Origin of the sequence: Nocardioides sp. Root240 (assembly GCF_001428825.1) — a bacterium.
Taxonomy (GTDB): Bacteria; Actinomycetota; Actinomycetes; order Propionibacteriales; family Nocardioidaceae; genus Nocardioides.
Genome location: NZ_LMIT01000009.1, coordinates 364,791 through 386,781 on the forward strand (window position 1 = coordinate 364,791; position 21,991 = coordinate 386,781).

The 21,991-nt window shown below is 64.5% G+C and carries 19 protein-coding genes; 9 read left to right on the top strand and 10 right to left on the bottom strand.

The features are described from left to right. Positions 1-66 precede the first annotated feature (66 nt). On the bottom strand, positions 67-426 hold the full coding sequence (locus ASE20_RS09730; RefSeq protein WP_200952757.1) for a winged helix-turn-helix transcriptional regulator: 360 nt from the start codon (positions 424-426) through the stop codon (positions 67-69). A 62-nt stretch (positions 427-488) separates the two neighbouring features. Between ASE20_RS09730 and ASE20_RS09735 the strand changes: the two genes are divergently transcribed. Next, positions 489-1,346 (top strand): SDR family oxidoreductase, encoded by an 858-nt coding sequence (locus ASE20_RS09735; RefSeq protein ID WP_056894347.1) that lies wholly within the window; start codon positions 489-491, stop codon positions 1,344-1,346. A gap of 187 nt (positions 1,347-1,533) precedes the next feature. Here the strand turns inward: ASE20_RS09735 and ASE20_RS09740 are convergent, their stop codons facing one another. The 3 genes from ASE20_RS09740 to ASE20_RS09750 form a co-directional block, all read right to left on the bottom strand. Further along, positions 1,534-2,958 carry an NAD-dependent succinate-semialdehyde dehydrogenase gene (locus tag ASE20_RS09740; protein ID WP_056894348.1) on the bottom strand — a complete coding sequence of 475 codons (1,425 nt, stop codon included), beginning with the start codon at positions 2,956-2,958 and terminating at the stop codon, positions 1,534-1,536. Continuing rightward, the gene (locus ASE20_RS09745; RefSeq protein ID WP_056894349.1) at positions 2,955-4,784 is read right to left on the bottom strand and encodes a flavin-containing monooxygenase; all 1,830 of its coding nucleotides are present in this window, start codon (positions 4,782-4,784) and stop codon (positions 2,955-2,957) included. Before ASE20_RS09745 ends, ASE20_RS09740 begins: the two co-directional genes overlap by 4 nt. 84 nt (positions 4,785-4,868) lie before the next feature. Next, positions 4,869-6,395 carry a class I adenylate-forming enzyme family protein gene (locus ASE20_RS09750; protein ID WP_200952758.1) on the bottom strand — a complete coding sequence of 509 codons (1,527 nt, stop codon included), beginning with the start codon at positions 6,393-6,395 and terminating at the stop codon, positions 4,869-4,871. 432 nt (positions 6,396-6,827) lie between these two features. On the opposite strand from ASE20_RS09750, the gene fabG reads away from it, so the two are divergent. Both fabG and ASE20_RS09760 read left to right on the top strand, forming a co-directional pair. Further along, on the top strand, positions 6,828-7,583 hold the full coding sequence (gene fabG / locus ASE20_RS09755) for a 3-oxoacyl-ACP reductase FabG (protein ID WP_056894350.1): 756 nt from the start codon (positions 6,828-6,830) through the stop codon (positions 7,581-7,583). Next, positions 7,580-8,029, top strand: a complete 450-nt coding sequence (locus ASE20_RS09760; RefSeq protein WP_056894351.1) for a MaoC family dehydratase — start codon at positions 7,580-7,582, stop codon at positions 8,027-8,029. Before fabG ends, ASE20_RS09760 begins: the two co-directional genes overlap by 4 nt. A gap of 24 nt (positions 8,030-8,053) precedes the next feature. Here the strand turns inward: ASE20_RS09760 and ASE20_RS09765 are convergent, their stop codons facing one another. Together ASE20_RS09765 and ASE20_RS09770 are read right to left on the bottom strand one after the other, a co-directional pair. Further along, positions 8,054-8,656 (bottom strand): TetR family transcriptional regulator, encoded by a 603-nt coding sequence (locus ASE20_RS09765; protein WP_056894352.1) that lies wholly within the window; start codon positions 8,654-8,656, stop codon positions 8,054-8,056. 117 nt (positions 8,657-8,773) lie between these two features. Continuing rightward, positions 8,774-9,280, bottom strand: coding sequence for a thioesterase family protein (locus ASE20_RS09770; RefSeq protein ID WP_157538400.1), 507 nt, complete (start codon positions 9,278-9,280; stop codon positions 8,774-8,776). A gap of 151 nt (positions 9,281-9,431) precedes the next feature. On the opposite strand from ASE20_RS09770, the gene ASE20_RS09775 reads away from it, so the two are divergent. Beyond that, entirely contained in the window at positions 9,432-10,649 is a 1,218-nt protein-coding gene (locus ASE20_RS09775) for an acetyl-CoA C-acetyltransferase (protein WP_056894354.1), read from the top strand. Positions 10,650-10,718: 69 nt separating this feature from the next. On the opposite strand, the gene ASE20_RS09780 is transcribed toward ASE20_RS09775, so the two are convergent. After that, positions 10,719-11,927, bottom strand: a complete 1,209-nt coding sequence (locus tag ASE20_RS09780) for a PucR family transcriptional regulator (protein ID WP_056894355.1) — start codon at positions 11,925-11,927, stop codon at positions 10,719-10,721. Between the two features lie 272 nt (positions 11,928-12,199). On the opposite strand from ASE20_RS09780, the gene ASE20_RS09785 reads away from it, so the two are divergent. The 5 genes from ASE20_RS09785 (at position 12,200) to ASE20_RS09805 (ending at position 18,619) form a co-directional block, all read left to right on the top strand. Next, entirely contained in the window at positions 12,200-13,057 is an 858-nt protein-coding gene (locus tag ASE20_RS09785; RefSeq protein WP_056894356.1) for an enoyl-CoA hydratase/isomerase family protein, read from the top strand. 2 nt (positions 13,058-13,059) lie between these two features. Beyond that, positions 13,060-14,325 (top strand): MFS transporter, encoded by a 1,266-nt coding sequence (locus tag ASE20_RS09790; RefSeq protein ID WP_200952759.1) that lies wholly within the window; start codon positions 13,060-13,062, stop codon positions 14,323-14,325. 204 nt (positions 14,326-14,529) lie between these two features. Continuing rightward, positions 14,530-15,756 carry a crotonyl-CoA carboxylase/reductase gene (gene ccrA, locus ASE20_RS09795; protein WP_200952760.1) on the top strand — a complete coding sequence of 409 codons (1,227 nt, stop codon included), beginning with the start codon at positions 14,530-14,532 and terminating at the stop codon, positions 15,754-15,756. A 154-nt stretch (positions 15,757-15,910) separates the two neighbouring features. Beyond that, positions 15,911-17,077, top strand: a complete 1,167-nt coding sequence (locus ASE20_RS09800; protein ID WP_056894358.1) for a flavin reductase — start codon at positions 15,911-15,913, stop codon at positions 17,075-17,077. Positions 17,078-17,269: 192 nt separating this feature from the next. Beyond that, the gene (locus tag ASE20_RS09805) at positions 17,270-18,619 is read left to right on the top strand and encodes an aldehyde dehydrogenase family protein (RefSeq protein WP_056894359.1); all 1,350 of its coding nucleotides are present in this window, start codon (positions 17,270-17,272) and stop codon (positions 18,617-18,619) included. A gap of 230 nt (positions 18,620-18,849) precedes the next feature. Here ASE20_RS09805 and ASE20_RS24260 read toward each other — a convergent pair whose 3' ends face one another. The 3 genes from ASE20_RS24260 to ASE20_RS09815 form a co-directional block, all read right to left on the bottom strand. Next, positions 18,850-19,239: a hypothetical protein gene (locus ASE20_RS24260; protein ID WP_082612296.1), complete on the bottom strand. Its 390-nt coding sequence runs from the start codon at positions 19,237-19,239 to the stop codon at positions 18,850-18,852. Positions 19,240-19,426: 187 nt separating this feature from the next. Next, positions 19,427-20,452, bottom strand: a complete 1,026-nt coding sequence (locus tag ASE20_RS09810) for an ABC transporter permease (RefSeq protein WP_056894360.1) — start codon at positions 20,450-20,452, stop codon at positions 19,427-19,429. Continuing rightward, positions 20,449-21,990: a sugar ABC transporter ATP-binding protein gene (locus tag ASE20_RS09815; RefSeq protein WP_056894361.1), complete on the bottom strand. Its 1,542-nt coding sequence runs from the start codon at positions 21,988-21,990 to the stop codon at positions 20,449-20,451. The genes ASE20_RS09810 and ASE20_RS09815 overlap by 4 nt, the downstream gene beginning before the upstream one ends. Position 21,991 lies beyond the last annotated feature (1 nt).

The following is a 21,991-nucleotide window of genomic DNA, read 5'->3' on the forward strand; positions in this document are numbered from 1 at the left end:
CAACGCAGTCCCATCGGGCAGTTCGGTTGTGGCACAGGCTTCTTCGCCCGGAAGGAGTTCCAGCAGCTACTGAGCCTGTGGCGCTGCAGCCTGGTCGTCATCGCTCGCGTCGGCTATCTCGATCGACATCGCCCACGCGCTCATGGTGTCGAGGACATCGCGTAGCCGCTCGCCGTGGGGAGTCAGCTGGTACACCACGCGGGGCGGGATCTCGGGGTACGAGGTACGAGTCACTATGCCGTAGGCCTCGAACTGGCGAAGACGGCTGGTCAGCGTGTGCGGGCTGATGCCGGGCAGGGCAGCACGCAACTCGGTGAATCGGAGCGGCCCGGGAAGGAGTTCGCGGACCACGAGTGTGGCCCAGGGTCCGTTGACCAAGGCCAGAAAGCGCGCAACCCCGCACTCGGGAAGGCTCGAGTTCGTCACATTGTGACGATAGCCCATTAGTGCAGTTGATGTAACTGGTGCAGTGCTTGTACTAATGGCTCATGACCTATGTGATTCATGGCGCTACCGGCGCCCAAGGTGGACCCGTCGTCGCCGCTCTCACCGCAGTGGGCAAGCCCGTCGTCGCACTCACCCGCAGGCAGGATGCCGTCGTTAACGGAGCACGTGTGCGGGCCGTAGATGCGTCTTCGGTTGAGCAGTTGGCCGAGGCCTACCGCGGAGCAGACGGTGTCTTTGTGCACTTGCCGATGGCAAGCGAGGCTGACAGAGAAGCCTTCGCAAGAAGCGTCGTTGCAGCGCTGGGGGAGGTGCGACCGGCCCGGGTGGTGTTCTCCACGAGCGGTAGCGTCGTCGTGCCCGAAGGGGGTGCCGGGCAGAGCACGTCAGCGGGGGTCTCGACCCTGATCAACGGACTCGAGGAAACCGGACTGGACCACGTGGTCGTGGCTCCTCGGCTGTTCCTGGAGAACCTGCTGATGCCACCGGTCGTCGCATCGGCACGCGAGCGCGGCTCCTTGCCCTACCCGCTGCGGGCAGACTTTCCCGTGTCCTGGGCTTCCCACCTCGACGTGGCCGACGTCGTCGCTGAACTGTTCGCGCGCCGCGAGGTCCCTGGCGTCGTGGAGGTCGGCCACGATCCAGCGATTCTCGGAGCTGACCTGGCTGGAGCGTTCGGCACGCGGCTCGGCCACGACGTCGCTTATCAGGCACTCACGCCAGCGGCCTTCGGGGAGATCATCAAGCCACTGCTTGGCCCGGCGTCCACAGGTGTCGTAGGCCTGTACGAGTACCTGGGCTCACTCGCGCACGCTGCCATCGCTCCGGGGCGCTCAGCGCAGTCGCTGCTCGGAATCATGCCCCGAAGTGTCCAACAGTGGCTGGCCGACGTGAGCTTGTGAGAGCGCGGCCGCAGGACCGGCAGTCGCTCCGTAGCCACGGATGTTCAGTCGGTTCGCTGCGGTGTGAGCCGCCCGGCGGCGCGCTCTGCCACGAAGGCGTGTGGATGCCGGCAATGAGGCCACCGGCAGGGTGTGCCTGCTTGAGACGCCGGACTGTCGATAGGTGGATGAACCGGTGACGCGAAGCTCAGCCCGGCCAGTCGATGCTGAGGAACTGAGTTTCCGTGAACTCCTCGAGCCCGGCGCGGGCGCCTTCACGGCCGAGGCCGGACTGCTTCATACCGCCGAACGGCGCCGAGGGGTCGGAGACGATCCCTCGGTTGATGCCGACCATCCCGGCGTCGATGGCCTCCCCGATTCGCATCGCGCGCTGGAGATCGCCCGCAAAGACGTACGCCGCAAGACCGAACTCGGACGCGTTGACGAGTCGCAGCATCTGCGCCTCGTCTGTCCAGGTCACGATTGGTGCGACTGGGCCGAAGATCTCGTTCATGACGACGTCGGCGTCGGCCGGAACGTCCTGTAGCACGGTGGGCGCATAGTAGAAACCCTTGCTGTTGGGAATCGACGCCTGATGTGTGACTCGTGCGCCAGCCGCGACGGCGGACTCGACGAGCGCCTTGATGCCATCGACTGCCTTGGCCGAGATGAGCGGCCCGATCTGGGACCCCTCCGCTGCCGGGCCTACCGTCAGCGACTCGACAGCAGCACCGAGCTTGGTGGAGAACTCGTCGGCGATGTCGGCATGGATGTACAGGCGGTTTGCGGCGGTGCAGGCCTGTCCTGCGCCCCGGAATTTTGCGACCATGGTGCCAGCGACCGCAGCGTCGATGTCGGCGTCCTCGGTCACCACGAGCGGCGCGTTGCCGCCCAACTCCATCGATGAGTTGACGACACGTTCGGCCGCCTGCTTCAGCAGCAGCCGTCCGATGCCGGTCGACCCGGTGAAGGAGATCTTGCGGACGCGCGGGTCATTCATCCATGTCGTCACAACTGACGGCGCGTCGGTCGTCGGTACGACATTGACCACCCCATCTGGCAGCCCGGCCTCGATCAGGAGTCGGGTCACGGCGAGCGCCGTCAGCGGTGTCTCTGACGCAGGTTTGAGGACGACGGTGCACCCGGCTGCGAGGGCCGGCGCAATCTTGCGTGTCGCCATCGCTGCAGGAAAGTTCCACGGAGTCACGAGCGCGGCGACACCGACGGGTTTGTGTGTCACGACCGTGCGCGTGCCACCTGCGGGGGACACACCGTAGTCACCGGTGGTTCGAACGGCCTCTTCGGCGAACCAGCGGAAGAACTCCGCGGCGTAGGTGACCTCGCTTGTTGCGTCAGACAACGACTTTCCGTTTTCCAAAGAGATCATCGCGGCGAGGCTGTCGCGGTCGCGGATCATCAGTTCGTACATCCGACGCAGCACTTCGGAGCGTTCGCGCGGGGCAGTGCGGCTCCACGCGGAGAGGGCAGCAGCGGCTGCATCCACTGCTGAGGTCGCGTCGTCGGGTCCGCCGTCGGACACCTGTGCGATGACCTCGCGGCTCGCCGGGTTCTCTACGTCGAATTCCCCAGCGGATCCCGGCACCCACTGTCCAGCGATGAAGAGATCATTCATCGTGATGCCTGCGGTGCGTTCTTCGAGGTCAGTCCGCTGTCCGATGCCGACTTTGGGCGGCGGCGGAACGACTCCGGGATCCGGCCGTCTAGATCAGCCTTGACGAGCAGCGCCATCAACCGGGTAGCTGGCCGGATCTGCAAGATGGCCCCGCCGTTGATCCACAAGCCTCGCTGGCCGGTTTGACCCCACATCGCCGACCATTCTCCTTCTTCGTCCCAACGTGCGATCTCTCCAACACGTTCAGCGACCTCGGCGCCGAACTGATCTGCGACCTCAACCTGTCGATTCTGATACCCGGTTGCAAGGATGACGATGTCGGCGTCCAACGTCGTGCCGTCGTCGAGATCGGCACCAGCCTCCGCGAACTCGACAACGCGATCGAAGGGCAGAATCTTGATTCCTCCGGCGATGATCACGTCGGAGGCACCCTTGTTCAGGTAGAACCCACCTCCGGTGCGCTGAAACAGATCGGGCCAACCCTGGCCGTCGAATCCGTCCCCGATCCGCATCCCGGCTCCTTCGAGGCCCTTCAGCAGATCCGAGTCAAGACTCTTCGCGAACGAGTGATACTGCCGCAATCCGGCTTCTCGGATCGGCCTGACCTGAGTCATCCCGTCGCGGAGGTCGACCAGATCGGTCGGAATCGTCGGGTCGAGATGTTCGGCGTACACGAGATTGGCCGTCTCGACCTGGTTCACCACCACTGGACCTCGCTGCACCATCGTCACTTCGACGCCGTTCTCGTACAGGTCGAGTGCGATGTCGTGCGCGCTGGTCGCGGTGCCGACGACCACCGCCTTGCGTACGTCGAAGTCCGCTGCCTTCGTGTAAGCCGAAGAGTGGATCACCTGCCCGCGGAACGACGACAAGCCCGGAAGCGTGGGCACTGATGGACGTCCGCCAATGCCGCCGGTGGCGAGGATGATGTGCTGTGGATGAAGAACGCGCTCGCTGCCGTCCGATCGCTGAACGGTCGCCGCCCAGAGCCCGTCCTCGTCGGCGTACTTGGCGCCGAGGAACTCGGCCGAGTTCCACACATTCAGGTTGAGGTAGCGCGCGTAGGTCTCCAACCAGTCGCCCATGACGTCCTTGGGAAGGAACTCGGGATAGTGAGGTGGATAGGACAGGAACGGGAACGCGTTCATCTCGACGGTGTTGTGCAGGCAGAGTGAGTCATAGCGAAGTCGCCAGTTGTCGCCGACTCGCTCGTTCTTGTCGATGATGAGGGCATCGACTCCGACCTTCGCCAGGTGAGCGGCTGCCACCAGCCCCGCTTGTCCACCACCCACGATCAGCACTTCCGGACTGCCCTCGGCCCAGTCGCGGCGCCGACGGTCGTGCTCTCCGAACGTCTGCCCACGATAGGAAGGCGTGAAGCCGTTGCCGCGGGGGTGCCGGTCGGGTGCGCGGACATCCTTCAATTCCTCAAGGCGCGTGTACATGGCCCGCACGGCAAATCCATACGCGGACGTCTCGTCCGGTGTCGCGTTGATGAGCGCCACAGCTCTCCCGGACTTCGTGTCGAAGTCGAAGAAGGCCTCCACCATGGCGTCGTCCCCTTCGCCGACCACCTGCGGTTCCGGCCACGCTGAGGAGACCGAGAAGCCGGTTGGCTGGATCTCGTCGAGCACGCTCAGCAACATCGACACGACGGCGTCCCGGCCATGGAACTGACGGAAGTCCCAGGTGAGTGCTCCGTTGTCGCGGAGGTCGGACTGTTCTGCGAACAGGCCCAAGAGCGCGTCCGCGCTCCGAGTGGTGAGTGCATGTTCGAGATCGAGCGCCCAGGCTGCGGCTCCATCACTGATTCCGAGCGTGCTCATGTGAATTCCTTCGGTTTCGGTGCAGGGCTGCGTTGCATCGCTGTTCGTCGGGTAGGTAGAGGTAGTGGGCGTCGTGCCGGACGCTCAGGTCCTGGCTGGCTTTGGTGGCCGCACCCCGTCGCTGAGCAGATCCTGCTGGTCAATCTCACGTTTGAGGATCTTCCCGGTCGTGCCCTTCGGCAGCCCTTCGCTCAGCTGGAAGATTCGCGGAACTTTGTATGCGGCGAGACGCTCGGCGAGCCACTCACGCAGCTCAACCAGGTCGATGTCCGATCCCTGCTGCGGCACCAGTACCGCCGCGACCTCTTCGCCAAGTCGGTCGTCAGGTACGCCGACGACAGCACACTCCAAGATCGAGGGGTGTCTGTAGAGGACATCCTCGATCTCGGTCGGGTACACGTTGTAGCCACCTCGGATGATCAAGTCCTTCAGTCGGCCCACGATCCACAGATCGCCGTCGGCATCCATGGTGCCCAGGTCCCCGGTGAGGAACCACGGTCCGCTACGCACGCTGGCAGTCGCTTCCGGGCGCTTCCAGTACTCACGCATCACGCCAGGTCCATCCACGGCCACCTGTCCTACCTCACCGAGAGGGGCAGGCTGCAAGTCGTTGTCGAGGATCGCGATACGAGTCCCATGCACCGCGCGCCCCACGCTGCCCTCTTTGGTCTGATGGTGAACAGAACCACACGTCGCGGCGGCCGACGTCTCGGTCAAGCCGTATCCGTCGACCATGTGAGCGCCGAACCTCGCGAGGAACGCGTCCTTCACCGCGGTAGGAAGCGGTGCCCCGCCGCACAGGCACAGCCGCAAGCCGGCGAGATCGGCGGGAGTGTACGAAGTCTCTGCGTGGAGCATCTCGTTCCACATCGTCGGCACGCCGGCCATCGCCGTGAGCCGGTGGGACACGGCAAGCTTGAGCATTGCCTCGGCGTCGAATCGACGAAGTAGGGAGAGGCCGCCGCCGACGTAGTGGATAGCACCCATCGCCGAGACCTGGCCGAATACGTGGAAGAGCGGCAACGCCGTGCCCATACGGTCATCCGGCCCGACTTCCAGCCCAATCGATGCTGCCTGTGCCGTTGAGATCAGGTTGCGATGGCTGAGCACTGCTCCTTTGGGACGACCCGTTGTCCCGGACGTGTAGAGAATCGCGGCAGAGTCGCTGTCGTCCAGGTCGACGTACTCAGGGAGGCCGCCAGTTTCATCCGTCACGTCCCTGGCTACGGAGCCAGGACTCAGGATCCAGGTGGGCGTGGTCACTCTTGCTGCCGCGACGGAGAGGGCATCGGAAGTGTCGTCATAGCCGACGGCAAGGGTGCATTGAGCGTCGCTGAGGTAGTACTCAATCTCAGGGGCCGTACAGAGCGTGTTCACAGTCACGGCCGTGGCTCCGATCGACAGGATGCCGTAGTAGACAAAGACGAACTCAGCACTCGAAGGAACAACCATGAGCACTCGGTCGCCGCGGTTGACCCCGCGGTCCTTGAGTCCCAATGCCGCGCGAGCGACGTTGGCCTGCAACTCCGCATAGCTCCATGCCTGGTCGTCCACACGGAGAGCGATGTGCTCGGGAGTGGACTCGGCATGCTCCCAGATGTTGCGCACCACGTTTGTCATCCAGATCATTCCTTGTCAGATTCGGGGAGCTCGAGAAATTGCGCCTGACCACGTCAGCGTGGCCAGGACATGTGCTTTTGGCAGCGACTCAAAGAGCAGATTGGGTGAGGAAATCAGGCCCGCTATCCGGGCCTGGTGACCATTGTTCGCAGCCATGATGCATAGCGACGCGCCACCGCAGGCACAGGAATTGCGCAAAGAGTCGCCGCTTCCATGCGGATATCTCCAGCGCCTCTTCGCGTCCGAGCTGCGCCGAGAGCGGTCGGCCGGACAGCGCGCCCTGTTCAGTCCGTTCGAGGTTTGACCGCCGAGCGCAGCGGACGTTACCGTCGCTGGGTTAGCGAGCGATTAGTAACTGCTGTCGCCGCCGCGAACTGACAGCGGTCAGACGCGCTCGACAGAACCAACCTCAGGGAGTGCCACATGGACTACAACCGCATCGCGATCGTGACCGGTGCCGCCCGCGGCATCGGCGCCGCCGTTGCCCGCAGACTCGCCTCAGACGGGATGGCAGTTGCGGTCCTGGACCTCGACGAGTCAGCCTGCATTGGCGTCGCCGACAGCATCAAGGCGGCCGGTGGACGATCAATGGCAATCGGTGCCGATGTGGCCGACGAATCCGCTGTGCTGCATGCCGTCGATCGAGTGGTGGGCGAGCTCGGTGCCCCGACGGTGCTTGTCAACAACGCCGGCATCATCCGCGACAATCTGCTGTTCCGGATGAGCGTGGAGGACTGGGATGCCGTGATGAACGTGCATCTGCGCGGCGCGTTCCTGATGAGCCGGACCGCCCAGGCGCACATGACGAAAGCTGGCTTTGGTCGGATCATCAACCTCTCGAGTGCCTCAGCCGTAGGCAATCGGGGTCAGGCGAACTACGCCGCCGCAAAGGCCGGCATCCAGGGTTTCACCAAGACACTGGCCAACGAGCTGGGCAAATTCGGTGTGACTGCCAATGCCATCGCCCCGGGATTCATCGAGACGGAGATGACGGTCGCCACGGCGGAGCGCATGGGTGTCTCATTCGAGAACTTCAAGGCGGAGATCGCCGCACAGATCCCGGTCGGGCGGACTGGCTGTCCGGCGGACATCGCACACGCCGCGTCATTCTTCGCCAGTGAAGCGGCAGGCTTCGTGTCGGGACAGGTGCTTTACGTCGCTGGGGGGCCGGTTTCATGAGGACGTTCGAGGACATCGCTCACCTCCAGCAGGCCGTCGGAACCCATCTGGGCTACTCCGAATGGCACACCATTACCCAAGAGCAGATCAATACCTTCGCGCGAGCGACCGGTGACCACCAGTGGATCCACGTCGATCCGGTTGAGGCGTCGACGGGTCCGTTCGGTACGACCATCGCGCATGGGTACTTGACGCTGTCCCTGGTCCCGCAACTGATCTGGGAAATCTATGACGTCAAGGGCGTCAAGATGGGTGTCAACTACGGAGCAGAGAAGCTTCGATTCCCGGCGCCAGTCCCTGTGGACTCCAAGGTGCGGGCGGGAGTCGAACTGCTCTCGGTCGTGCCCGCGGGCGGCGGGCACAAGGTCAACGCGTTGGTCATCTTGGAACGAGAGGGCGGCGACAAGCCGGTTTGTGTGGTCGAGACCGTATCCATGCTGGCTTGACTCCCGGGATGAACAGGAACTGCCTCAGTGCCCGCGTGCGCGAACGATGCGTAGAGCCAATTCCGCGTATTCCTCACCCAACTCTTCAGGGCTCAGTCTGAAGTCGTCGCTGAACCACCGTGCAAGGTCTATGCCGAGGGACAGGATTGCGGACGCAGCGATCCGAGGGTCCGGGATGTCGAAGGTTCCTGCCTTGATACCCGCGGCGATCAGATCGATCAATTCCACGTCGATGCGATGGCGAAGGGCCGTGATCTCTTCCAGGTGCTCCGGATCGAGCGCGGCCATCTCGTAGTTCACGATCCGTGCGCGGGTGTGGTTGCGTGCGTGATCGGCGATGAAGTCCCTGACTACGGTATGCAGTTGTTCGGCAGGATCGCCTGACGATCCCCGGCCTTCCAGCATGAGCGCCAAAGTGGTCTCGTGGCCAGCCTTCGAGATCAGGAAGAGCAACTCTTCCTTGGACTTGTGGTGCACGTAGAGCGCGGCGGAACTGGTGCCGGCGGCGGTCGTGATGTCCCGGGTCGAGGTGCCGTGAAAGCCTCGCTCCGCAAAGGCTTTTGTCGCGGACTCCAGGATTCGCTGTTTCGTGACCTCGGTCCGAGACGGCTCTGCCGATGCGGTCATTGGCCCTTCCCTCGTGTCGCGCGAGCGGAACTGGCGCCGATGCTCGCGCTCTTGGTCATGTCTCGCTGGACCCCAGATCTCCGGAGGGTGACGAGGTCAAGCCCGATCATACGTATTTCACCGGCGAACACTCATTGCTCCAGAGGTCGGAAGAGGCCAGGAGATCGACCGTGATACTGCGATGCCTCGATCGATCTGCGCTGCGACGTCGGGCGGAAGTGCAACGGCGGACCGACTCTCCAGGTCCACGTTCACCACGACGAGCTCAAGAATCGACGAGAGCGCCCGTGTCGTCTGGTTCAGGACGAAAACGAGGACGTGCGCTGCTCGTTCTGAGCGATCGATCCAGACGGGGTGGACCGAGAAGAGGTCTCTCTCGTGCAGCTCAGCAAAGAATCCGATGTGGTGCTCAGCGGCGAACGTCCCCATCCTGCGGCTGGAGCGGTACTCGTCATCGATGCCTACCTGTTCGGACAGCAGGTCAGCTCCCGTGACGCCGAGGGCATAGATGTGGCGCACGTTCATGTGTCCGTTGCCGTCGGTCAGATCTGGTGCGACGTGCCCCTCAGCAATGGCGCAGAGCGCACGGACGTCGTCGAAGGAAGGCTTCGGTGAATTTCGCATGGGGGGTCCATTGTGGTTGGCCGGTTGTGATGCGGGAGTGCGCGATCGTGACGGAGGTCTCCGTATTCGTTGGTTGACGAAAGTGCTCGCGCAGCGCACAGTAGCAGCACATTACTGGGCGCTCGCTAACCTACCTCCTGAAGGAGCCATCATGCCTGAAGCCGTCATTGTCTCGCTCGCTCGCTCGCCGATCGGTCGCGCATTCAAGGGATCCCTCAAGGACATGCGTCCTGATGACCTGACCGTGCAGATGATTCACGCAGCTCTCGCCAAGGTGCCTGAGCTGGACCCGGTGGACATCGAGGACCTCATGCTGGGAGTGGGGCAGCCGTCGGGTGAGGCTGGGTTCAACATCGGGCGCACGGTCGGGGTCCTCGCCGGACTCGACCACCTTGCTGGCGTGACCGTCAATCGTTACTGCGCGGCGAGTGTCCAGACCACACGCATGGCGCTGCATGCCATCAAGGCCGGCGAGGGCGACGTCTACATTTCCGGCGGAGTGGAGACGATCAGCCGCTATCAGGAAGGCTGGGCCGACGGACCGGCCGGCTCGGAGAACCCGTTGTTCGCCGCGGCGCAGGCGCGTACAGCCGCCGCTGCGGCTGGCGGGCCGATGTGGAGCGAGCCCCGCGCAGAGGGCCTGTTGCCCGATGCCTACATGTCGATGGGGCTGACCGCCGAGAACGTGGCGCAGTTCAAGGGCGTGTCTCGCGAGGACCAGGACGCGTTTGCAGCGCGAAGTCAGAACCGCGCCGTCGCCGCCATCGACTCGGGCTTCTGGGCTCGCGAGATCACCCCCGTGACGCTCCCTGACGGCACCGTGGTGAGCGCCGACGACGGTCCCCGTCGTGGGGTGACGACAGAAACCCTCGCGGGGCTCAAGCCGGTATTTCGACCCGACGGGTCCGTCACAGCGGGCAACTGTTGCTCCCTCAACGACGGTGCTGCCGCGATCGTCATCATGTCGGACACGAAGGCCAAGGATCTCGGTCTCACTCCGTTGGCCCGCATCGTCAGCACTGGTGTGTCGGGACTGTCCCCAGAGATCATGGGGCTCGGACCTGTCGACGCCTCCCGGCTCGCGCTCGCCCGGGCAGGAATGACGATGAACGACATCGACCTCGTTGAGATCAACGAGGCGTTCGCCGCGCAGGTCATTGCCTCGGCCCGAGAGCTCAAGATCGACGAGGACAGGCTCAACGTCAACGGCGGAGCGATCGCCGTGGGTCACCCGTTCGGTATGACGGGTGCCCGCATCACGGGCACCCTTATCAACTCGTTGCAGTGGCACGACAAGCAGTTCGGGCTTGAAACGATGTGCGTTGGCGGCGGTCAGGGGATGGCCATGGTGATCGAGCGGCTCTCCTGAAACGAGAACAGTGGCGAGCAGGGCGTCCATGTCTGACATGGACGCCCTGTGATGCCTTTCGGCGCGAACTCAGCTCTCCATCAACCTGAGCGCGACGGCCAGCGTCACGATGCCCGCTGACGTGGTGGGGTCCTGGCCTGTGAGTTGACCGACTCGCTTGATGCGGTAGGCGACGGTGTTGGGATTTACCATCAGGTCCTTGGCAGTCCGCGTCATGTTCATGTCGTTGGCCACGTACGAGCGCAGGGTATTCACGAGATCGGCCTCGTGCTCGGCGTCGTATGCCAACAGTGGACCGAGGGCTTCTTCCAAGAGGTCCTCGGCGTAGTCGCTACGGACCAGGATGCGATCAAGGATGACCTCGGAAAACAGAATCGCTCCGCCACGGGGACGCAGCGAAGCAGCAACGGCCGCCGCTTCCTGAGCCTCGCGGAAGGAGCGCTGGATTCCTGCGACTCCGTCGTGAGGGCGTCCGACCGACACCCGCCATTGCGGGTTCTCCTCGGCAATCTTGTGGGCAGTTGCGTGGAGGCGCTGCAGTTCGGCCGCGTTGCCGATTCGAACGAGGCAGATCACGTCGCCGTCGCGAACACCGAGTAGCACTTTCGCCTGCGGCGTCATGTTCTGTCGACAGGCTTGCAAGATCTTGATCGTCTCCGACCGTGCCTGCTCAGGCGGGGTTTCACCGGGCTTGATGACGGCCACCGCCAGTTTGCTGTCGGATGTGGGGTTCAGGCGTGCGATCTCAACGCGCGCGCGATCCGAGAGAACCTGTCCGAGCAGCAGGCTCTCGAGGAGGTCACTGCGCAGCACATCGCGGGCTCGATACGCACCCGCGGATTCCTCGGCGTAGACCTGCGCCAGGGTGATCGACACCCTGTCGACGTAGGAGAAGATGCGGCTGACCAGGCCCAGTGCCGCCTCGCGCATGACCGGGTCGTCACCCGCCTCGTCCAGCACTGCTTGCCAGATCCGCGCGCCCCAGATGCGGTAGCTCTGAAGCAGTGAGGTGAGACTGACGTCCTGATGCACTCGTCGAGACGCGCTGCGCTGGATGTTTTCGAGGTGGCGAGATCCTTCCGGATCCTCGTCGAGCAGGCTCTCGAGCAGGTCGGTCACGGTCAGTAGAGCGGTCTCCATGACGTCACCAGAAACCGTGAGGGCTCCCAGGCTCCCGTAGTCAAGGACGTCGCTCTTGACGTCCGCGACGATGAGGTCAGCGAGATTACGACGTCGACGGAGAAGTCTCTCCACCAATAGCCGGCCGTCGGCGCTCACCGGCGCAGTCACCCGGGCTCCGCGGGCTGGGTCAATCATTCCGCACCTCCCTCCATCGATCAGCAGAACAGGCATTGAGGAAACCCCGAAGTTCGCCGAGAAAGTCTTCGAACTTCGACGAGAGATCACATGGCGAGGGCGTCAATATCGCCATGTGATGTTACCGCGTCGAGACGATCACCTTGCGCCTTGTTCGAGGCAGACGTGATCCGCTTCGCCGCACCCCAGGGCCCATCGGGGGCCCTGGCCAACTTGAGAGTTCTTGGACCAGCATGACCGCGACCGCACCCGCATCTGCAGCCACCGTCCTTGTGCGCAACGACGGTCCTGTTCGCATTCTGACCATCGACAACGCTCCAAAGCGCAACGCTTTCGATAGCAAGATGACTGCTCGCCTTCTCGACCTGCTGCACGAGGCGGACGCCGATTCGGCGGTCCGATGCATCGTCGTGACGGGTGCCGGAACCTCGTCGTTCTCCTCGGGGCACGATCTCGCAGAGGTCATGGAGAACCCCGAAACAGCTGGTGATCCTGTTGCCAACGCTGCTTTTACCACTCCGCCGCTTCTCGGAACCCCGGTCATCGCGGCAGTCAACGGCAACGCCTACGCGGCTGGTTTCATCCTTGCTCTCAACTGCGACCTGCGGGTTGCCGGGAGCAACGCCCGGTTCTGTGCCGTTGGGGCCAAGATTGGCCTGGTCCCCGTCGGCGGGCAGCTCAGCCGACTGCTCAGCGTTGTGACCTACCCGACGGCATTCAAGATGTTGGCGACGGCGCAGCCCATCGACGCCCACGAGGCACTCGCCTCCCAGTTCGTCACCACCGTCTGTGAGCCCGCCGACACCCTTGACGAGGCAATTCGGCTCGCGAAACAGGTCGCGGAGGTGTCGCCAGCGGTGATCAGGGCCATCAAGACAGGGCTGAGGGCGACTATGTCTCACGGGCTCGACGCTGGCCTCACGCTCGAGCCGAAACTGGCCGGCGTTATTCGCGAGCTTCCCGATGGCGCAGAGGGCGTCGCTTCCTTTCTCGACAAACGGCCCGCCGCTTACCCCGACAGCCCCGAAGGCCTGCAGGACCAGCTTGACGAGGCTCTCTCGTCGCACTTGACGAGCATCACCAGAGGCTGACGGTGACGCCGCCGATCGCCAACGACTCAACCACGGGCGGGCACGTAGGATTGTACGGCCTGCCGACGTCCTCGGTGACCAGTCGACCGATCACGGCGGTGGCGCTGATTGCGTTGAGCACGCTGTTGTCGATGAGCGCCTGGTTCTCCGCAACGTTCGTGGTCCCGCAGTTGAAGGACGACTGGGGTCTCGGTGCTGGCGGCACCTCGGCGCTCACAATCGCGGTCCAACTGGGATTCGTCGTCGGCGCGTTGGTGTCTGCCGCCACGGGCGTCGTCGACGCCATCCCCACTCGGACGCTGATCTCCGTCGGCGGCCTCGGCGCAGGTCTGTGCAACGCGGGCCTCCTGATCTGCGACGGCCTTGCCTCGGCGTTGCCTCTGCGTGTCGCCACCGGAATGTTCCTTGCGGCCGTGTATCCGCCGGCGGTCAAGGAGGTGTCGACCTGGTTCCTCCGCGGACGAGGCAAGGCCCTGAGCGTCATGATCGGCGCCCTCACGCTGGGCTCGGCCCTACCGCACCTGGTGAGAGCCACGGGTGGTGGCGTCGACTGGCGCCTGGTGATCGGAACCACCAGTGTGCTGGCCATCGCCGGTGGCCTCGTGGTGCTGCTCATTCGAGGCTCGGGACCCTATCCCTTCCCGCGTCGCCCTTTCAGCCTCGGCGGCGGGCTGAGGTCGATCCGCAACCGGGATGTGGCTCTGGCCAACGTCGGCTACGTCGGACACATGTGGGAGCTCTACGCCATGTGGGCGTTTGTAGGCTCCTTCATCGTGGCGCTGCCTGCCGTGGCATCTCGCTCCGACGCAGAGAGCTTCGGTGCTCTGCTCGCCTTCATCTGCATCGGCGTCGGCGCGGCCGGATGCCTGCTGGGAGGCGTGATGGGAGACAGATGGGGAAGACCGCGCGCTGCTCTGATCAGCCTCGTGTGCTCGGGCGGCTCGGCTCTGCTCCTGGCGGGGACCTACACCACGGCGCCGCTCGGGCTCGTCCTCGGTGTCTGCGCTTTCTGGGGGTTCTGGGTCATCGCCGACTCAGCCCAATTCTCCGCCATGGTCGCGGAGAGCGCGGACCCCGACTATGTCGGCGGCGCGATCTCCCTTCAGCTGGCTCTCGGCTACATCACGACGATGGTGACGTTGGCCGTCATCCCGCAATTGGTTGATCACTTCTCGTGGCGTACCGCCCTCATGGTCCTGGCCGTCGGCCCCGCTGTAGGGGCGGTGGCGATGGTTGTCGCCGATCGCGCCAGATCCGCGCGAGCCTGAGTGTCGCGGCCCGTCCCCGGGCTTCGGGATTTTCGACACAGGTGCGGCGCAATGTCCTCGTCCTGCCCGTCGAACCGGGGCACTCAGGGCCGACAAACTCGGACGGTCACAGTTCAGGACGCGCCCAGACGGTGCAGATGAGAGAGGTTCGACATGGTTGCAGATGACCAGCGCATACCAGTAAGCACTCCCGGCGCTTCGGCCGTGGACATCGGAACGCTTCCCCCGTTGGGTGTTGTCCCGGAGAAGATGTCCGCCCAGGTCGTGCGGCAGGACCGCTACGGTGACCCGGCGTCGGCCTTCGTTCCAGAGGTGGTCCAGACACCGCGGATCGGGCCGGGAGAGGTGCTCGTCGCGGTCATGGCGGCCGGCGTCAACTACAACAACGTGTGGGCTGCGCGCGGCTACCCGGTCGACCAGGTCGCTACTCGTCAGCGGCGAGGAGAGCCCGAGGACTTCCACATCGGCGGATCCGACGCGTCGGGCATTGTCTACGCCGTCGGCGAGGGCGTAGCCAACTGGGCCGTGGGTGACGAGGTCGTGGTGCACCCCGGTGTGTGGGACGCCGATGACCCGTGGATCGCCGCAGGACGCGATCAGATGATTGCTCCCAGCGCGAAGATCTGGGGTTACGACACCAACTACGGTTCCTTCGGCCAGTTCGCTCGCGTGCAGTCGCACCAGTTGATGCCGAAGGCGGATCACCTGTCCTGGGCCGAGGCCGCAGCTCCCACTCTGGTCGGCACCACGGCGTACCGGATGCTGTTGGGCTGGGAGGGCAATACCGTCCGGGACGGTGATCTGGTCCTGGTCTGGGGCGGTTCCGGCGGGCTCGGAACGCAGGCCAGCCAGCTGGTCAAGGCGGCCGGCGGTCGCGCCATCGCAGTCGTGTCCGGCGATGACCGGGGCGCCTACGCGATGAAGTATGGCGCCATCGGCTACCTCGATCGTCGTAAGTACAGCCACTGGGGCGTCCCGCCGCTCGTCGATGACAAGGACGGTCAGAAGACATGGACCGCGGGTGCCCGCCAGTTCGGCAAGGACTTCTGGGAGATCGCGGGCGGTCGCGAGGAACCGGCCATTGTGTTCGAGCACCCGGGCGCAGCGACCGTCCCAACCTCGATCTTCCTCTGCCAGCCCGGCGGCATGGTCGTGATCTGCGCCGGCACCACCGGCTTCGACGCCATGGTTGACCTTCGATACCACTGGACGCGCCAGAAGCGCCTGCAAGGTTCGCACGGCACCAACGACGCCCAGGCCTACGCGTACAACGACCTCGTGCGCGCAGAGAAGATCGATCCAGTTCTCGGCCGGGTTCTCAGTTTCGCTGATGTCGCGCGGTCGCACGCCGAGATGGGGCGTGGCGAAGAGGTTTTCGGCAACACGGTCCACCTGGTAGGTGCTGATACTCCGGAGGCTGGTCGAAAGTAGCCCCTTGGCGAGTGGTGGCGGGTGCAGCCCCGGTCGTGGATTGCGGCTAAGGCGTCACCCGTCACTCCTTTTCTAGGTGTGACGGCCGCAATCATGAGAGTATGCTCTCAAACAAAGTGCACTCACGATTAACCGTTGCAGCGAGAGGGTCGTCATGTTCGGAGACACGTCACAGGTCGACCCGGCACGCTTCCGAGAAGTGCTGGGGCAATACCCGACGGGAGTTGTCGTCGTGACCGCTGTCGACGCGGCGGGAGAGCCCATCGGGATGACCGTAGGATCGTTCACCTCGGTGTCCCTGGACCCGCCGTTGGTGGCCTTCTTGCCGAGCCAGTCGTCGTCGTCATGGCGAGCGCTCCGTGAGAGCGGGGATGCTTTCTGCATCAACGTTCTCGGGTCCGGTCAGGAGGACCTTTGCCGGGCCGTCGCGATGCGGAAGACCGACAAGTTCGCGGGGTTCGACCTGCGCGAGTCGCCAGCCGGCAACCCGGTGATCGACGGAGCGGTGGTCTGGATCGATTGCGTCACCGAACAGGTGTATCCGGGGGGTGATCACGACATCGTCCTCGGTCGAGTCCTGGACCTGGACCACGGTTCCCCTGACCAGCCACTGCTGTTCTTCAGGGGAGGGTATGGGTCGTTCACCCCGCTCTCGCTGGCCTCGGGGGATACCGAACTGCTAAGCCATCTGGGCGAGATCGACCTGGGCCGTCCGCACATGGAGTCGCTGGCGAACGGGTTCGACACGGAGGTCACTGCGATCGTTCTGGTCAACGACGAGATGGTACTGGCGGCATCTGCCGGTCGGACCGACATCGCGGTCGCCCCGACCCGGGTCGGCCAACGGCTGCCATTCATGCCTCCGATCGGAAGTTGCTTCGCGGCGTGGGGAGACTCTGCACTGAGGGAAGCGTGGGTCCGGTCCGTGGCTGATTCACTGGACAGCGAGCAGGTTGACGTCCTGCGCCGAGTCCCTGATCTCGTGCGCGAGCGGGGCTATGCCGTGGCGCTCGGGCACCAGGCTGGAGCACACCTGGAACTGGTCGCGACGCGGATCAATGCCGGCGACCCGGATGTCTCGACAACGTCCATGCGAGACGCGTTCTTCAAGGCGCTCGACCACTACAACCAACTCGGGGATCTCGACGATGTGGAGCTCCGGTCCTTGAGTGCGCCGGTGTTCGACGCCAACGGGCGAGTGGCGTACATGCTGACGATGTGGGGGAGGGGGGACCGCGTGACGTCAGACGAGCTGCGTGGCAGAGCCGATGCGCTCTGCGCGACCGCGGCAGCAGCCAGCAGGGCGATTCTCGACCGGTGAGTGCACCGCCCCGCTGACTTGCGCAAATCGAGAACATCGGCCGCGATCTTTGCGTCAGCGCTGTGTCGCCGGTCCGGCGACCGGGGTGATGATGCCGAGGATCGACCATCAGGGATCAGCCGATCGATCCCCCTTTCATCAGATCCACCACAGCCCGCTCACACGGCGGCGAGAGTTTGGAGCACAGACGTCATGAGTGATGTTAAGTACGCCGTCATCGACCCGAGTGATGGCAGGCTGGTGTCGGAGTACCCGACCCACACGGACGAGGAGATTTCCCGCGCTGTCGGCTCAGCGAACGAAGCATTTCGCTCTTGGGGCCGGCACGGATCTGTGGTCGAGCGGGCGGAACTGCTGCGGAAGGTAGCGACGCTGCATGTTGAGCGCCGCGATCAGTTCGCCGCGATCATTTCCCGGGAGATGGGCAAGGCTGTCGAGAGCGCCCTGTTCGAGATCGATTTCAGCGCATCGATCTATGCCTACTACGCGGACAACGCAGCGGCGTTCCTGGCTGATCAGGACCTACCCTTGATGGGCGGCGAAGGTACTGCGCTGCTGCGCCGCGAGCCGCTCGGTGTCCTCCTGGGAATCATGCCGTGGAACTTCCCGGCCTATCAGGTCGCTCGCTTCGCCGCCCCTCACCTGGCAGCGGGCAACACGGTCCTACTGAAACACGCCCCGCAATGCCCGGAGTCCGCCAGCTTCCTGGAGACAGTGTTCCGCGATGCCGGGTTCCCGCCTGGCGCCTACGTCAACGTCTACGCGACGAACGCCCAGGTCGAGACGATCATCGCCGACTCGCGGGTTCAGGGAGTTTCGCTGACCGGCTCGGAGCGCGCCGGCTCCGCAGTTGCAGAGATCGCCGGGCGACACCTCAAGAAGGTGGTCCTCGAGCTCGGGGGATCTGATCCGGTGATCGTGCTCAGCACCGATGACATGGATGCCACGGTCGAGGACGCAGCCCAGGCCCGGGTGGCCGGCAACGCTGGGCAGGCCTGCAACGCTGGCAAGCGCGTCATCGTGCACGAGAGCATCTACGACGAGTTCGTCGAGAAGTTCACCGCGCGGATGGTTGGTGCCCCAGCGGTGCCGCTGTCGTCACAGGCAGCCGCTGAACGGCTTGAGCAGCAGGTGAACGATGCCGTCGCACAGGGGGCACAACTGGCTGCGGATAGCGAACGCCAGGGCGCTTGGTACCCCACCAGCGTGCTGACCGGGATCGAGGTCGGTTCCGCGACCTCCCAAGAAGAGCTGTTTGGTCCTGTCGCGATGGTGTTCAAGGTCGGCAGCGAAGACGAGGCCATTGTTGTGGCCAACGACACCCCTTACGGGCTGGGGTCGTATGTGTTCACGACTGATCGCGAGCAGGCTCGGCGCGTGGCCGAACAGATCGACGCCGGCATGGTCATCATCAACGGCGTCTACGCAACCGGAGCGGAGTTGCCGTTCGGAGGGGTGAAGCGGTCAGGCTACGGGCGTGAGCTCGGACCGCTGGGCATCGATGAGTTCGTCAACAAGAAGCTCATCCGAACGGTGCGTTGAACCTCGCGGCTAACAGCGCCGGCAATGAGGGGCCAATAGAAGTTCGCTGTGGATAGGCCGACCGGGCCTGGGGGAACCCAAGCCCGGTCGGCCTACTTCGTGTGCTCGGGCTTTCGTGGACTGCGGACCCATTCGATGATCTCGCGGACGACGACCGCTCCGAATGCGACTACGGAACGAACATCAAACAGTCCGATCATTGGCTTGGGGTCTTCGCTCATCTCTGACCCCTAGGGCACCAGGTCTGTGAAGGGTTCCGTGGCGATTGTCGCCAGGTCACTGGGCAGATCGGCTCTTCCGGGCCCGCCGGCCTTGACCCAGCGGACGATTGAGGCGACTGTCAGCGAGTCCAGCACCCGACCGAGCCAGATTGGTCTTGCCCCGCATTCCACTCGTGCGGACTGGGTCGGCGAAACCACGACGACGTTGGATTCCCCGCACACCAGCAGGCAGTTGGTCACCCGCACGTCGGCGCTGTTGCCAAGACCGCGCATCAACTCGTCGAAATGCGCGGCGTGGTCGACGCCCGGATGGCGACCGGCATCACCGCAACAACACCCACGGCAGACCGTGACCAGACAACGGTCGCGATCCACCGCGGTTGACCTGTTGATGGTCATGCGCGGACGGCCGTCGGCGACGCGGGTTCGCGCCCGCGCGAAACAGGACGTGGGATTGGAACGCCGCGGACGAGCCCGCTGGCGCCCCGCATGGCGGCGGAGTGCACTGCGGACGATGAGAGGTTGGTCATGGTGAGTCGCCCTTCCGTCATGCCGGATCTTGTTCTGCGCGACAACGGGAGCGAACTCAGGTCTGGCCGGCCCGTCGCCGGGCGATGGCAGTGGACAATGTCACCGCCACGAGCAGTGCTACTCCGTTGAATGTCGGCTCCACCCAGTCGGCGGTGCCTGCCAGGACAAGTCCGTTCACACTGATGGCGACGAACAGGACGCCGAGCAGCGTTCCCGGCACGTTGAACGTCCCCGGTCGGATCGCGGTTGCGCCCAGGAAGGCCGCCGACAGCGCCGCAAGGGTGAATCCGGGGCCAACCTGCGGGTTGGCCGTACCTGCTCGAGCGAGCAGGAGGATGCCTGCGATCCCGGACAGGGCCCCAGACAGCACGAAACTGGAAAGGATCATGCGAGGCACGTTCAAGCCGACCAACCGGGCTGACGACGGGCTGGCACCGACCGACGCCAGATAGCGCCCGTAGGGTGTGTGGCGCAACAGGTAGTAGACGAACAGCGCCACGATGGCGATCGCGTACACCGGCCGGGGAATTCCGAGCAGGTCTCCGGCCCCCAGGTTCGTCAAGCTCTCGGGAATGCCGACGCTGATGATCTGATTGTCCGTGTATAGACTGACGAGTCCGGCAACAAGCGTCGACGTACCCAACGTCGCGATGAGCGCATTGACGCCGCGATAGGCAACGAGCCATCCGTTGAAGGCGCCGACGAGTGAGCCCGCAAGGACACCCGCAAGGACAGCGACCGCCACGGGAAGGTCGTGCGTAGCAACGGCACTGGCGCCCACGATCGACGACAGGCCGATCACGGCACCCACCGACAAGTCGAACTGTCCGCAGGTGAGCGGCAAGATGGACGCCAATGCGGCAATCGCGATGACGGACTCGCCGCCCAGCACGTTCTTGATGTTCGCCACGGTGGGGAAGGTCTCCGCCGTCGAACTCATGTTTGCGAAGACCACGCAGAGCAAGATGAACATGCCAGCGAGGGCGTACTTCTCCAGCAGGACCGCTGGGTCCGGTCGGCCGCGCTTAGGCGACACCAGTGGTTCTGCGTGGTGGGCATCAGGTTGGGTCGTGGTGGTCATGCGCTGGTCTCCTCGGATATGTAGGACAGTTCTGTCAGTCGTTGCGGGTCGAGGTCGCCTCCGCGTGCCTCGGCAGCAACGCGGCCGTCGCGCAGCACCACGACCCGGTCGGACAGGTGAGCCAGTTCTTCGAAGTCGGAGGTGACGAGCAGCACCGAGGAGCCCTTGGCGACTGCTCGACGTACGTGTTCATAGATCTCCGAGCGGGCTTGAACATCCACGCCCTGGGTCGGCTCGTCGAGCAGGAGTACTACGGGGTCGCGGCGCAACCACCGAGCCATGACGACCTTCTGCTGGTTTCCGCCTGAGAGCGTGCCGGCCACGGCAGCATCGCTGGCCGGACGCACGGCGTAAGCGCCGACCAAGGCGCTGGCATCACTACGTTCGCGACCGTGCTGCAGGCGGCCAAGGGACCAGTACCGGGGCACGACGGCCGCCGACAGGTTCTCCCGGACCGAGAGCGAACCAAACAGGCCCTCGGCGCCGCGATCCTCGGGGACCATTGCAACGCCGGCCCTCATTGCGGATGCAGGTCTCCGTGGCCTAAAGGGAGCACCTTCCAGCGTCAGTTGGCCCGATTCGATGTTGATGTCTCCGAAGAGGGCGCGAAGCAATGTCGTCCGGCCGGAGCCGAGCAGGCCGGCGACACCGAGCACCTCGCCACGCCGAAGGTCGAGATCGACTCCTCGCAGCGGCCCTGCGACGAGTCCGCGCACCGACAGGGCGATCTCCTCGGACACTGTCGCTGGACGGTCGGGGAAGACTCGCTCGAGGTCTCGGCCAGCGATGAGCTCGACGAGGCTCCGTTCGTCCAGTTCGGCGATGTCCCGCGTGGCGACCTGGATCCCATCCCGAAGGACCGTGACACGGTCGGCCAGTTCGAGGATCTCGGGGAGCCTGTGGCTGACGTACAGGATGGTCTGCCCGGCTGCCGCGTACTTGCGAAGTGCGGCCAGCAGGATGTCGACCTCCCAAGCGGGCAGTGACGCCGTCGGTTCGTCGAGCACCAACACGCCGTCGTGCGCGCCCTCCTGGTCCTGCAGTGCCCGGGCGATCGACAACATCGTGCGCTCGGCAGGACGAAGGTTCGCAACGAGCGCCTCAGGCGAGACATCGATCGAGAACCTCTCAAGGATCTTCGCTGCTCGACGCCGGTTGGCTGGCCAGTTGATGCGGCCGCCAACAGCTTGGATGAATCCTCTACCGATCGCGAGATTTTCCGCGACAGTGAGAGGCCCGAAAACAGCCGGGTCCTGGTGGACGAAGTGGAGACCTGCGTTGCGAGCCATGGCCGGCGACCATTCGTCGGCGGGTGCAGAAACGCCTTGAACGGCGATGCGCCCGCCGGAGTCGGCTCCGTAGACGCCGGCGAGGACCTTGATAAGGGTGGACTTGCCTGATCCGTTGCCGCCGAGGAGGGCGTGGATCTCCCCGCGCTTGACCTCCAGGTGGGCGTCCTGCAGGACAGTGGTCCCGGCGAAGGTCTTGCTGAGCCCGGTGGTGCACAGGACGACGTCCTGCGCACCACCGGTGATCATG

Coding starts and splice junctions, on each gene's coding strand:
- ASE20_RS09735 (WP_056894347.1), top strand. CDS start 489: ATGACCTATGTGATTCATGGCGCTACCGGCGCCCAAGGTGGACCCGTC.
- ASE20_RS09740 (WP_056894348.1), bottom strand. CDS start 2,958: ATGAATGATCTCTTCATCGCTGGACAGTGGGTGCCGGGATCCGCTGGG.
- ASE20_RS09745 (WP_056894349.1), bottom strand. CDS start 4,784: ATGAGCACGCTCGGAATCAGTGATGGAGCCGCAGCCTGGGCGCTCGAT.
- fabG (WP_056894350.1), top strand. CDS start 6,828: ATGGACTACAACCGCATCGCGATCGTGACCGGTGCCGCCCGCGGCATC.
- ASE20_RS09760 (WP_056894351.1), top strand. CDS start 7,580: ATGAGGACGTTCGAGGACATCGCTCACCTCCAGCAGGCCGTCGGAACC.
- ASE20_RS09765 (WP_056894352.1), bottom strand. CDS start 8,656: ATGACCGCATCGGCAGAGCCGTCTCGGACCGAGGTCACGAAACAGCGA.
- ASE20_RS09770 (WP_157538400.1), bottom strand. CDS start 9,280: ATGCGAAATTCACCGAAGCCTTCCTTCGACGACGTCCGTGCGCTCTGC.
- ASE20_RS09775 (WP_056894354.1), top strand. CDS start 9,432: ATGCCTGAAGCCGTCATTGTCTCGCTCGCTCGCTCGCCGATCGGTCGC.
- ASE20_RS09785 (WP_056894356.1), top strand. CDS start 12,200: ATGACCGCGACCGCACCCGCATCTGCAGCCACCGTCCTTGTGCGCAAC.
- ASE20_RS09800 (WP_056894358.1), top strand. CDS start 15,911: ATGTTCGGAGACACGTCACAGGTCGACCCGGCACGCTTCCGAGAAGTG.
- ASE20_RS09805 (WP_056894359.1), top strand. CDS start 17,270: ATGAGTGATGTTAAGTACGCCGTCATCGACCCGAGTGATGGCAGGCTG.
- ASE20_RS24260 (WP_082612296.1), bottom strand. CDS start 19,239: ATGACCATCAACAGGTCAACCGCGGTGGATCGCGACCGTTGTCTGGTC.
- ASE20_RS09810 (WP_056894360.1), bottom strand. CDS start 20,452: ATGACCACCACGACCCAACCTGATGCCCACCACGCAGAACCACTGGTG.
- ASE20_RS09815 (WP_056894361.1), bottom strand. CDS start 21,990: ATGATCACCGGTGGTGCGCAGGACGTCGTCCTGTGCACCACCGGGCTC.